This is a genomic window from uncultured Campylobacter sp., from assembly GCF_937980635.1.
GTDB lineage: Bacteria > Campylobacterota > Campylobacteria > Campylobacterales > Campylobacteraceae > Campylobacter_B.
Genome location: NZ_CALJPG010000019.1, coordinates 1 through 11,885, shown reverse-complemented (window position 1 = coordinate 11,885; position 11,885 = coordinate 1). Strand labels below are relative to the sequence as shown.

Genomic DNA, 11,885 nt, shown 5'->3' with positions numbered 1-11,885 from the left:
CTTTCGCGCCTTAAAATTTAAAATTTAATATTTAGATAAATTCTATCTTTCCGCTCAAATCACACACGCCCTGATTCCAAACCGCTGAGCTTACGAGCACGTCCACGCCGGTAGCTGCAAACTTCGCGCAGTTATTTTTATTTATACCGCCCGCGGCGCAAATTTTAATCTGCGGCGCCGTCTCATCTCGCTTCAAAACGCAGGCTCTAAGCTCGCCAGGGCTCATCTTGTCGCACATTATCGCATCAGGCGCGTATTTTAAGAGCTCGCTAAATTCGCGCTCGCTCGCTACTTCGATCATTATCTTTCGCTCGGGCGCGCGCTCTTTAAATTTAGCGATCTGCGCGCAAAACTCGCTAAAGCTCGCAAACGCGCGGATATGGTTTGAAAAAAACAGGACGCTGTCGTGCAGCCCCAAGCGGTGCATCGTTCCGCCGCCCGCGATCAGCGCATTTACGCAAAGCTCCTTCGCAAAAGGAAAGCTCTTGCGCGTCGCACCCAGCACGCAGCGTGAATTCGCCTCTCGTATCAGCGCAACCATCTCGTGCGCGTAAGTAGAAATTTTGCAGGAGTACTCAAACACGATCTGAACGATCTTCCAAGCCTTATGCAAGCTCTCGAAGCTTCCTCGCGCGCTAAAAATTTGCTCTCCCGCGCTAAATGCGCTTCCCTCGCGTGCTAGCCACTGCGTCTCGCAACCAAAGCGCGCCGCTACTTCGCGCGCGATTCCTCCGCCGCTAAAGATCAGATCCTGCCTCGTTATGATCGAAAGTCGCGCGGGCGCATTTAAATCCACAAAGTCCTGCAAAAGCTCAGTCGTAAGGTCCAAAAACGCGCCGTCGCTAGCGATAAGATCGTCGATTTTACTCTGCGAAATAAACATCTCTAGCCTACGAAGTGAATTTTAGCGGGCTCAAAGCGCGAGTGCGCCTTTGTGACGCGAGACGGAAAGCCCAAAGGCATAATGCAAAACGCCTCTAAATGCCCAGGCAGATCCAAGATTTCTCTTACGCGCTCCATTGCGTAAATATCGGGCGCTACGCCCAGCCACGTGGTGCCAAGCCCCAAATGGTGCGCCGCCAGCCAGAGATTTTCTGCTGCACAAGCGCAGTCGTAGCGAGCGTAGGGCTGGAATTTTAAGCCGCTTTTGCGCGTGCAAACTACGATCGCAAGCGGCGCATCTTTCGTGCAGCCGCCGTAGGTGCCGACGCTGCTAAGTAGCGTAAGTGCGGTGCGGTCGCGCACTACGTAAAACTCCCATGAGCGTTGGTTGCCCGCGCTAGGGGCTTGCATCGCTGCTTTTAGCACGAGCTCGATTTGATCGTCGCTCGGCATTTTCTCGGTAAAGCTCCGCACGCTCGTGCGTGTAAAAATTTCATTCATCGCTGCTCCTTTAAATTAAATTTCTAAATTCCGCTTTTTGCGAGCGGTAAAAAATGGAATTTAGAAGTAAGCTTGCCGCTGCGTTTGCTTGAGCCTTGCTTACACGTTGCGCTATTTAGGCGCTACGCGGCGGCCGATGCGTGCTAATTTGGTTTTGCTTGCCTGAGCGCGCCTCTTTTTGCATCAAAAAGCGCTCAAAACTGCGATAAAATTTTACCGCGCTGCTATGAAAATTCGCCGTAAAGAATATACACGCAAGCTTAATTTAATCAAAATTTCGCTCACGAGCAAGCTCGCGACCCGCCTATTTAAATTTTAATCCTAGGCCGCTATTTGGCGCCCGCTAAAACGGCGCACCGCATACTATAGATAAGATATGCACGCGTAGCTTGTGTGATCTTTAAATTTTATCTCTAGCCGAGCCTGCGCCGATCTTTGCGGATAAAATTTTATCCTTTGCAGCGTATGAAATTTCACCTGCGCGTCGAGTAAATTTTATCTTCGTCGCCGGGTAAAATTTAAATTTCGTCGCTTTGAATTTTAACCGCATCGCGCGCCGCAAAGCACTTGCCGCGCCGTACCGCATGCAAAGTGCGCTCGGATCACAAGCTCAAAATATCTAAAATTTAACCGCAAAGCCCGACCAGACGGAGCCGCAATCCGAAACGCTATGAAATTTAAGCGTTAAGCCTGCTTGCTTATCAGCTTGCGCACGACGTAGCTTGCGATGAAAAGCCCGAAGCTCGCGGTCACGCCCATGAAGCTGCCCATCGATTTGACGCGCGGCGGCTCGCTTGAGCAGACGACGTCAAAATCGCCCGCAAAGCCGCGCTTTCGCAGCTCATATCTGATCTTGCGCGCGAGCGGATCGCCTTGCGTACGCCAGATTGAGCGGATTTCGATTTTAGAGGGATCGAGCCTCTTTGCGCCGCCCATCGAGCTTATGAAGCCAGCGCCCGCCTCGCTGCAGCGCAGCGCAAGCGCGATCTTAGCGCCCGCGTCGTCGATCGCGTCGATTACGAAATCAAATTGCGCTAGATCAAATTTAGATAAAAATTCCTCATCAATCCTAGCGACGATCGGCGTTACGCCTTTAAATTTACGCGCGAAAACCTCGCATTTTAGCTCGCCTAGGCACTCGCTGCCGAGCTGGCGGTTTTGGTTGGTGATCTCGAAGCGATCGCAATCGATCACGCTTAGGTTTACTGCGCCGCTGCGGTATAGCGCCTCTATCGCCGCTCCGCCCACGCCACCGCAGCCGCAGATTAAAATTTTAGCGCTTTGAAGCCTTGCAAAATCCTCGCCGAAAAGTAGGCGCGAGCGCGAAAAGCGGTCTACTACAACCTCACTCATCGTTTCTCATCCACCTTTCTAGCGCGCTCATCTGCTCGTGCGCGGTCAAATTTAGCTTGATCGGACTTAGCGTCGCTCGCCCCTCAAAAAGCGCCGAAATGTCGCTGTTTTCGTTCCTGCTCGCATCAAAACTGAGCGTAGATTTGCCGAGCCAATAATACTCCATCCCGCGCGGATCTCGGTTTAGCTGCGCGTCGGTGTCGTAGAGCTTCTCGCCGCACGGAGCGACTACAAGCCCCTTAAAGTCTTGCTTTGAAACGGCAGGAACATTTAAATTTAAAAACTGCTTCGGCGGCAGTGGAAAGCCGTTTTTGAAAATTTTCCCCACCAGATCAACCGCAAGCTCGCACGCGAGATCAAATCCGTATCGCTGCAGCGAGTCCGCAACGTAAAACTGGCTCACCGCAAGCGCGGGAATACCTTGCAAAACCCCCTCCATCGCGCCTCCGCAGGTGCCCGAATAGGTCACGTCCTCCGCGACATTGGCGCCGTGATTTATGCCGCTTATCACTAGATCGGGCTTGCGATTATACAGCGCGCGAAGCGCCAAATACACGCAGTCTGCGGGCGTAGCGTCGTCGAGCTTGAAAAATCCGTCGTCGAGCTTTACAAATCTAAGCGGGCGCGTGAGCGTGAGCGAGTGCGAGCATGCCGATTTCTCCGAGCTTGGCGCTACGATGGTGACGTTTGCGACCGATCTTAGCGCGCTTGCGAGCTCCAAAAGCCCGCGCGCTTCGAATCCATCGTCATTGGTGATTAAAATTTCTTTCATATTCTCTCTTTAGCTAAAATTTCGCGACAGGCCTATCGGGGCGGAATTCCGTCTGCAAAAATTCTAGCGCTCAATTCTTTACTATGCAAAAATTGCTACTTAGTTTGCGCGGCGTGAAATTTCATCGTGCCAAATTTTTTCGCAAAAATTCCATCACAAACTTAGATCGCAAAATTCATAGAAAAATTCCGCCTTTACGCTACAAATTTTTATAGCCTGCTACGCAATTTTATCGCCTAAATTTCGTTTTCGAAATTCCTTAAATTAAATTTTGCGACCGCACTCCGCAACTCGCCGCAAAATTTGTCTTTTAAATTATCGTAAAATTTTACACCACGAAATTTTGCTTTCGCGCCTATGCAAATCTGCGGCATAAAATTCGCGAGACTATCTATAACCCTGCTTTGCGGCATATCTCCTCGCTCACCTGCGAATCAAGTAGGTGCGAGCTCGGATAATCGTAGAAAAATCGGTGCACTTCACGCACTCCGCTTCGCAATAAAGCTCGCGTACTAGGTGCGTTGCAGTCATTTTCGGTAATATCCTTGGTTAGCAATTTGAGATATTTTTGCCGATCGGAGCTTTTCAGGCTCGCCCAGCCAGGGCTTAGCGAGTAGGCATAGATCAGATCGCTTCCTTGTGCGCTAATTTCTTCTAGGATCGCAAACTGCGCGACCTTAACGTGGGGTTTTGCACCGCCTACGTCCGCTGCGATCTCGCTAGCTGCGGCTTTAGCGACGAGTGCGGGCGAGCCTAGCTTACTAAGCGCCTCAAAACGCGCCGTTACTGCGGGATCCTCGGTGATTTGACGCTTTTGATATTTAGCCGCGCCGCAACCGCCTAGCAACATCACGAACGCGCCGCATAGCGTTAAAATTTTAAAATTTTTCATCTTAAATCCTTTGTCGGCTTAATTTTAGCACATTTTGCTATAATTAACAAAAATTTAAAAGGCTAAATTTGAAATATTTAATCTCTTGCCTAGAACCCTCTGCGAACCTGCATTTCAAAGAGGTTCTAGCGCATCTTAAAAGGCTCGATCCCACTTGCGAGATTTGCGGAATTTTCGATGAAAAGTTGGGCTCGCCGATATACAAAAGCAGCGAATTTTCGGCGATGGGTTTTATAGAAATTCTGCCGCTAATTTTAAAAGCCAAGCGTGCGATAGCGCAGATGACGCGGCTTGTGGCGGAATGCGATCGCGTGCTTTTAATCGACTCGCCCGCGTTTAATCTGCCGCTTGCTCGCGCGATCAAAGAAAGCGGCGCGCGCGCGGAAATTTCATATTATATCCTGCCGCAGGTTTGGGCATGGAAGCCGCGCAGAGCGGAGAAGCTGAAGGCGTTTTGCGACAATCTGCTCTCCATCTGGCCTTTTGAGGCAAAATTTTTCGGCGCAGATTGCGAGGAGGATAAAGGAGCTGTGCCGCAAGAAGCGGAGAGCAAAGACGCTGCACTACAAGAAACAAAAGATAAAGACGCTACGCCGAAAGAGGATGCCGCGCGCCCAAGCGAGCAAAGTGCCAAAACCGCAAAATACTCTTTCGTGGGGCATCCGCTGCTTGATGAGATAAAATTTCAAAAAATAAGCTACGAAAAGCAGGGTAAGATCGCCTTTATGCCAGGCTCGCGCAGAGCTGAAATTTCAAGACTGATGCCGATTTTTAGAGCCCTTGTACCTAAATTTGAAAGTAGCGAGCGAGTCTTAATAATCCCGCCGCATCTGATGGATCAAAGAGATGAAATTTACGGGCCTTTAGAGGGCTTTAGCATCGCAAACGATACTCCTTCCACGCTTAAGGATTGCGATTTTGCCTTCATCTGCTCGGGTACGGCGACGCTTGAGGCGGCGCTCATCGGCACTCCGTTCGTGCTGTGCTACAAAGCGCGCGCGTTTGACGTTTGGCTAGCGCGAAAGCTCGTAAAGCTAAAGCACGTGGGGCTTGCGAATATTATTTTTGATTTTTTGGGCGAGGAGCCGCTGCATGAGGAGCTTTTGCAATCCGAAGTAAGCGCGCAAAACCTACTCGCCGCATACGAGCGCTGCGATGCCGCGAAATTTAAACTTGCGAGCAAGAAGCTGCGAGATTATCTGAAATTCGGCTCCAGCGAAAACGTGGCAAAAATTTTAACGCAGCCTGCGAGCTAAAATTTTAAGGCTAAAGCTTATATAATTTGATAAAAAGAAAGGAAGATTATGACGACAGAACCAATGACGCTTTACGGATATGAAAAGATCACCTCCGAGCTCAAAGAGCTTCAGAGCGTGAAGCTGCCTCACATCGTGCAGCAGATCGACATCGCGCGCGGACACGGCGATCTGAAAGAAAACGCCGAGTACCACGCAGCGCGCGAAGAGCAGGCGTTTCTGCTCTCGCGTATCGCCGAGCTTAGCGACATCGTCTCTCGAAGTAAAATCATCGATCCCTCGACCTACGAGCACGACCGCGTAAAATTCGGCTCTACGGTTACCTTCATGGACGTAGAGACCGAGCGGGAGGAGACCTACGTCATCGTAGGCCTTAGCGAGGCGGATATCTCGCGAAAACTCATCAACATCAATACGCCGCTCGCGCGCCAGCTTTTAGGCAAAGCAGAGGGCGATGAGGTGGTGCTTCAGCTTCCATCCGGTACCCGCGATGTAGAAATTCTAAGCGTCGAATACAGGCCGATAAAATTTGAGAATTAGCGTGAAAAAAGTAGGCATCATCGGCGTTAGCGGCTATACCGGGCTTGAGCTGATTAAGGCTCTACTTTCCCACCCGGGCTTTGAAATTTCGTATTTAGGCGCCTCGACGCAGGGCGAGATAAGCGAGATTTTCCCGCAACTTCGCGGAGTTTTGCAGATGCCGGTACGAGTTGCCGATGCCGTCGATGCCGCAAAGGCGTGCGACCTTATTTTTTTGGCGCTGCCGCATGAAAAAGCGATGGAATTTGCCCGCGAAATTTTAAAATTTAAAAGCGTCAAGGTAGTCGATCTATCGGCCGATTACCGCCTAAGCCGCGAGCTTTACGAGAAAAATTACACCGCGCATTTAGACCCTCATAATTTAGCCCACGCCGTTTACGGACTGCCTGAGCTAAATCGCGAAAAGATCCGCGCCGCGCGCCTTACGGCAAATCCGGGCTGCTATCCTACCTGCTCTATTTTGGCGCTCGCGCCGTTCGTGCGGCTACTAGATCCGGATACCGGCGTATTTATCGACGCAAAAAGCGGAGTAAGCGGCGCGGGCAAGGCTCTTAAAACGAGCAGCCATTTCGTAAGCGCGAACGAAAACGCGGGCGCCTACTCGCCGATCTTGCATCGCCATGCAGACGAGATCAAAGAGCAGCTACAAATTTTAAAAGGCGGCGAATTTAGCACGCTTTTCGTGCCGAATTTGCTGCCGATTACGCGCGGAATGCTGGTTAGCGCGTTCGGCGTGCTGCAAAAGAGCGTGGACGCAGAGGCGGTGCTGCGGGAATTTTACGAAAACGAGCCTTTCGTGCGCGTAAGAAATGAGCCCGTGAGTATAAAAAACGTCGTAGGAACGCACTTTTGCGATATTTTTGTAAAAACTGCGGGCGATAAAATTTGGATCAACTCGGCGATCGATAATCTTTTGCGCGGAGCATCGTCGCAGGCGGTCGCAAACGCAAATTTAATGTGCGGATTCGCCGAAGCCACGGCGCTGCCGCGCATCGCGCACGGAATTTAAGCGATGAGCTTTTTGCAAAAGCCGTAACGCGCGGGAGCCTAGATGCAAAATGATCAAATTCAGACGATAAAACTCGGCGCGATCTTTATCGGCGATGCGCACGCGGGCGCGAGCAGGCCGCAATTTTTGAAATTCTTGCGCGCGCTGCGTTCCGCGCAAAGCCTGCCGCCTCAAATTTTTATGATGGGCGACATGTTTGATTTTTTGGCAAACACGACCTACGTGCAGCGCTTCTACGAAGAGGAGATCGCGCTAATAAACGAGCTATCGCGAAAATGCGAAATTTTTTACTTCGAGGGCAACCACGATTTTAATCTGCGCGAAATTTTCCCCCGCGCAAAAGTTTATCCAAACGCCGCGCAGCCCGTGAAATTTATCTGCGAGAGCGGCGAAGCGGTACAGATCGCGCACGGCGATCTGTTTTTGCCGCGCCTGACGCAATTTACGCTGCTTTCGCTAAGAAACAGGGCTTTTCTGAAATTTATGGATCTGCTCGATCGTGCTTTGAAATTTAAAATTTCAAAGATGATCTTAAAATCGCAAGAGGAGAAAAACCTATACAAAAAAATGCCCGATTTTAAGGATATAATCGCGCCGAAGATCGATTTTTACGCGGCAAATTTAATCATCGAAGGGCACTATCATCAAGATGAAATTTTATATTTCGGCGAGAAAAAATATATAAATTTGTGCTCGTTCGGGGCTGAGAGCAAAATTTACGAGGTCGCAAAAAGCGAAAAATTTATGCTAATTCCAAAAAACTTAAACTTAAATTAGCTATAATTCCTAAATTTTTGCGAGGATATTTATGATAAAGCTTTGTGTTTTCGACTTTGATTCTACGCTGATGGACGGCGAGACGATAGGTTTTTTCGCCGCTAAAATGGGCACACAGCGACAAGTTAGCGAAATTACAAAGCGCGCGATGGCGGGCGAGCTTGATTTTTTCGAGAGCCTTAGCGAGCGCGTGGCGCTGATAAAGGGAATGAAGCTTAGCGATGCTAAAGCTATCGCGGAAAGCCTGCCTTTTGTTTGCGGTGCTAGCGAGATCATCGCGTATCTGAAAAATAAAGGCATAAAGGTGATCGTCTTTAGCGGCGGATTTCATCTCGCTACCGACGCCGCGCAGAAAAAGCTTGGCTTTGATGCGAGCTTTGCAAACTATCTGCATGAAAAGGATGGAATTTTAACCGGGCTTTTCGGCGGAGAGATGATGTTCGGCTACTCCAAGGGCAAGATGCTAGCGCAGCTTAAATCGCTGATGGGTTTAAAGACGAGCGAAGTAATATGCGTAGGAGACGGCGCGAACGACGTTTCGATGTTTCGCGAGGCGGGACTTAAAATCGCCTTTTGCGCGAATGAAATTTTAAAAAGCGAGGCGAGCGTCTGCATTGAGAAAAAGGATTTGAAGGAGATTATGAAATATGTATGATAAAGCCCTAAATTTCAGCCTTTGGTGCGACTTTTTGGAGCGCGATTTTATCGATAAAGATTTCGACGAGCTGATCAAAAAAGGCATAATTAACGGCGCTACCTCCAATCCCACAATCTTTAAAAACGCGATCCTAAGCTCCTCCGCATACGATGCGGCCAAAGAGGAATTTAGAAAAAAGGAGCCTAAAAAGCTGTATGAAATTTTAGCCACCGCAGACATCAGGAGCGCGGCGGAGAGTTTGCTTAAAAATTTTATCAACGGCGATGACGGCTTCGTGAGCATCGAGGTTGACCCATGTTTTGCAGACGACGCCGAGGCGATGTACCGCGAGGGCAAGCACCTATATAGCACGATCGGCATGCCAAACGTAATGATAAAAATCCCCGCTACGAAGGCGGGCTATGAAGCGATGCGCGATCTGCTAAAAAAGGGGATCAGCGTAAACGCGACCTTGGTTTTTTCGCCCGAGCAGACCGCAAAATGTATCGAGGCGATAAAAGAGGGGATCGCGGGCTTTCGTCGCTACTTCCCGAAAGCAAATTTACCAAAAACCGTAATTAGCATCTTCGTTAGCCGCTTCGATAGGTTACTGGATGAAAAAATGGCCGCGGCGGACCTTCCTAGCGGCAAAATCGGCATAATGAACGCCGCGAAGTGCTATAATATCATAGCCGCAGAGGGTTTAAGCTACGCTAAGCCGCTGTTTGCGAGCACGGGCGTAAAAGGAGACGATCTGCCGAAGGATTACTACGTAAGCGAGCTGATGTATCCGAACTGCGTAAACACCGCGCCGCTTGAGACGATAGAGGCTTTCGTAAGCGGCGATCAAAAGCCCAAAATGCCGCCTAGCGACGCGCAGATAGAGGAATTTTTCGCTCGCGTAGCGGAGGCAAAAATCGATATGAAAAAGGCGTATAAAAAGCTGCTGGATGACGGACTGGCGGCCTTTGAAGAGGCATTTAAAGAGATAATAAAAACACTTAAAAAGGAGAAATGATGGCGGGTTCTATAGATTATTCGCAGTATCAAGTTGACGCTTCTACGCTGGATTTTAAGCAGCGAGATAGGCTAAATAAATATCTGGAATTTTTGATCCAAAATGGCGGTAGCGACCTTCATATAAAATCGGGCGCGGTTATTAGAGGTCGTATCCACGGCGAGTTAGTAAAATTTAGCAAGACGCCATTTTTGAAAGAAGACGCGATGACGCTAGCTAAGGAGCTTCTCATCACGCGCTTTCCTGAGCTTATCGAGAAAAAGAGCGTGGATTTTACCTACAAGTTAAACGAAGATTATCGCTTCCGCGTTAATATTTTCTTTCAGATCGACGGTATCAGCGCGGTTTTCCGAACGATCCCGGTTAAAATTCCAGAGATCGACGATCTAGGTTTACCGCCTTCGATCAAAGATATTTGCGACACGGCTATGCGCGGCGTCGTGCTACTTACGGGACCTACGGGAAGCGGAAAGACAACAACGATCGCGAGCATGATAAACCGCATAAATAGGCAAAGAACCAGCCACGTCGTTACGATCGAAGACCCCGTGGAATTCGTATTTAAAGACGATAAATGCATCATCAATCAGCGCGCTATCGGTGAGGATTGCAACAACTTCGCCGATTCGCTTCGCGCAGCACTGCGAGAGGATCCAGACGTAATATTCGTGGGCGAGATGCGCGATTTGGAGACGATCGAGACCGCACTTCACGCCGCAGAAACAGGTCACTTAGTGTTTTCGACGGTGCATACCATTGATGCGAAAGAGACGGTAAACCGAATCATTGCGATGTTTGAGCAGGCCGAGCAGGAGCGTATCCGAATGACGCTCGCATCCGTCTTAGAGGCGGTCATATCTCAGCGCCTTGCCCGTACTATCGAGGGAAAGCGCGTAGCCGTCGTTGAAATTCTACGCAAAAACACCCGTATTAAGGATATGATACTTGATGCGCGCGACGATGAAATTCCTGACGCGATTGCCGACGGTCGCAACACCTACGGCATGCAGACCTTCGATCAGCACCTGCTCGATCTTTATAGAGACGGCGTCATCACCCGTGAGGAGGCGCTGGATAAGGCCTCTAAGCGAAACGATCTCGATCTGCAGATAAAAAACGTGGATCTTGCCAAAAAAAGGGATTTGGCGGCGGAATCCGGAGAGAGCGCCGAGGAGATGCTCGCAGGCGAAGTCGTACAGCTAAAAGAGATCCGCTAAGTCGTAAATTTTAAAATTCTAAATTTTGCAATTTAAAATTTTAAAGAATTCTGCCTGCCGCCGCGCAGGCGGAATTTAATTCGTCTGTCCTATTGCGTACAAATATGCCGTGCTTTGTGGGATTTAGCGTAAATTTAATCGGCTAAATTCCGTGCGGCTTTACTTCTAAATTTCATCGTGGCGCTTAAATAGATTTAAAGCAACATTTAGCTATTATCACGCTTCATTTTTTCACAAAGGAAACCTAATGTTAGAAGGTATCGTTAGAGATAGTATCGGTAAAAGGGCTTCAAAATCCCTAAAACGAGATGGTTATCTAATCGCTAATATTTATGCGAAAGGATTTGAAAATATTAACGCAGCGTTTAAAGTAAACGACTTTATCAAAGCCATGCGCGCGAAAGAGGATCTTCCTTTCGAGGTTAGCGTAGGCGGTAAGACATATCGCGTCATCGTGCAAGAATACCAAAAGCACCCCGTCACAAACACCCTAACTCACGTAGATTTGCGCGTAGTTCAGGATGACGTCGTAAGCAAATATTTAGTGCCGGTTAAGGTAACTGGCGTCGCTAAAGGGCTAAAAAACAAAGGTATTTTGGTGCAATCCAAGCGCCGTATCGCCGTAAAATGCGCAGGCAAAGATCTACCAAACGATTTTACGCTCGATGTAACCGATCTTGACGTAGGCGATTCGCTTTTGATCCGCGACATTCCGGTAAAAGAGGGCGTCAGCATCATCCTAGACGGCTCGGTAGCGGTAGTCGGAGTTACTTCGGCTAAATAGGGGCGCCTATGATACTGATCGCAGGACTTGGGAATCCTGCTCAGAAATACGCAGACACCAGACACAACGTCGGTTTTATGCTAATCGACGAAATTTTAAAGACGGGCGGCTTTAGCGAGCTCGGTTCGTCTAAATTCCAAGGCGAGCTCTTTAAAAAGGGCTCGCTTCTTCTTTTAAAACCCCAAACTTTTATGAACTTAAGCGGCAACTCCGTAAAGGCGGTGAACGATTTTTACAAACCGGAGCG

At 49.1% G+C, this 11,885-nt stretch carries 14 protein-coding genes and 1 pseudogene; 9 read left to right on the top strand and 6 right to left on the bottom strand.

From position 1 onward, the window contains the following. Positions 1-31 precede the first annotated feature (31 nt). The 6 genes from modD to Q0460_RS03815 all read right to left on the bottom strand — a co-directional run bounded on the left by modD (position 32) and on the right by Q0460_RS03815 (position 4,400). Positions 32-883 (bottom strand): ModD protein, encoded by an 852-nt coding sequence (modD, locus tag Q0460_RS03840; RefSeq protein WP_299085095.1) that lies wholly within the window; start codon positions 881-883, stop codon positions 32-34. Between the two features lie 2 nt (positions 884-885). Continuing rightward, positions 886-1,383 carry a nitroreductase family protein gene (locus Q0460_RS03835; RefSeq protein ID WP_299085092.1) on the bottom strand — a complete coding sequence of 166 codons (498 nt, stop codon included), beginning with the start codon at positions 1,381-1,383 and terminating at the stop codon, positions 886-888. A gap of 400 nt (positions 1,384-1,783) precedes the next feature. Beyond that, positions 1,784-1,933 carry a hypothetical protein gene (locus Q0460_RS03830; RefSeq protein ID WP_299085089.1) on the bottom strand — a complete coding sequence of 50 codons (150 nt, stop codon included), beginning with the start codon at positions 1,931-1,933 and terminating at the stop codon, positions 1,784-1,786. Positions 1,934-2,067: 134 nt separating this feature from the next. Continuing rightward, on the bottom strand, positions 2,068-2,736 hold the full coding sequence (locus tag Q0460_RS03825; RefSeq protein ID WP_299085086.1) for a ThiF family adenylyltransferase: 669 nt from the start codon (positions 2,734-2,736) through the stop codon (positions 2,068-2,070). Continuing rightward, positions 2,729-3,508 carry a 5'/3'-nucleotidase SurE gene (gene surE / locus Q0460_RS03820; RefSeq protein ID WP_299085083.1) on the bottom strand — a complete coding sequence of 260 codons (780 nt, stop codon included), beginning with the start codon at positions 3,506-3,508 and terminating at the stop codon, positions 2,729-2,731. Before surE ends, Q0460_RS03825 begins: the two co-directional genes overlap by 8 nt. 391 nt (positions 3,509-3,899) lie before the next feature. Beyond that, the gene (locus Q0460_RS03815) at positions 3,900-4,400 is read right to left on the bottom strand and encodes a hypothetical protein (RefSeq protein ID WP_299085080.1); all 501 of its coding nucleotides are present in this window, start codon (positions 4,398-4,400) and stop codon (positions 3,900-3,902) included. 68 nt (positions 4,401-4,468) lie between these two features. Here Q0460_RS03815 and Q0460_RS03810 point away from each other — a divergent pair, with 68 nt between their 5' ends. The 9 genes and pseudogenes from Q0460_RS03810 to Q0460_RS03770 all read left to right on the top strand — a co-directional run. Continuing rightward, the gene (locus Q0460_RS03810; RefSeq protein ID WP_299085077.1) at positions 4,469-5,656 is read left to right on the top strand and encodes a lipid-A-disaccharide synthase; all 1,188 of its coding nucleotides are present in this window, start codon (positions 4,469-4,471) and stop codon (positions 5,654-5,656) included. A gap of 48 nt (positions 5,657-5,704) precedes the next feature. Then, on the top strand, positions 5,705-6,196 hold the full coding sequence (gene greA, locus Q0460_RS03805) for a transcription elongation factor GreA (RefSeq protein ID WP_299085074.1): 492 nt from the start codon (positions 5,705-5,707) through the stop codon (positions 6,194-6,196). Between the two features lies 1 nt (position 6,197). Continuing rightward, positions 6,198-7,205, top strand: a complete 1,008-nt coding sequence (argC, locus tag Q0460_RS03800; protein ID WP_299085071.1) for an N-acetyl-gamma-glutamyl-phosphate reductase — start codon at positions 6,198-6,200, stop codon at positions 7,203-7,205. Between the two features lie 42 nt (positions 7,206-7,247). Continuing rightward, positions 7,248-7,982 carry a metallophosphoesterase gene (locus Q0460_RS03795; RefSeq protein WP_299085068.1) on the top strand — a complete coding sequence of 245 codons (735 nt, stop codon included), beginning with the start codon at positions 7,248-7,250 and terminating at the stop codon, positions 7,980-7,982. Between the two features lie 31 nt (positions 7,983-8,013). After that, positions 8,014-8,637 (top strand): phosphoserine phosphatase SerB, encoded by a 624-nt coding sequence (serB, locus tag Q0460_RS03790; protein WP_299085065.1) that lies wholly within the window; start codon positions 8,014-8,016, stop codon positions 8,635-8,637. Beyond that, on the top strand, positions 8,630-9,637 hold the full coding sequence (locus Q0460_RS03785) for a transaldolase (RefSeq protein ID WP_299085062.1): 1,008 nt from the start codon (positions 8,630-8,632) through the stop codon (positions 9,635-9,637). Before serB ends, Q0460_RS03785 begins: the two co-directional genes overlap by 8 nt. Next, positions 9,637-10,854 carry a type IV pilus twitching motility protein PilT gene (locus tag Q0460_RS03780; RefSeq protein ID WP_005869553.1) on the top strand — a complete coding sequence of 406 codons (1,218 nt, stop codon included), beginning with the start codon at positions 9,637-9,639 and terminating at the stop codon, positions 10,852-10,854. The genes Q0460_RS03785 and Q0460_RS03780 overlap by 1 nt, the downstream gene beginning before the upstream one ends. Positions 10,855-11,101: 247 nt before the next feature. Further along, a complete protein-coding gene (locus tag Q0460_RS03775; protein WP_297964461.1) occupies positions 11,102-11,638 on the top strand; it encodes a 50S ribosomal protein L25/general stress protein Ctc in 537 nt (178 codons plus the stop codon). Between the two features lie 8 nt (positions 11,639-11,646). Beyond that, a pseudogene (locus Q0460_RS03770) lies at positions 11,647-11,885 on the top strand (aminoacyl-tRNA hydrolase); the annotation flags it as partial.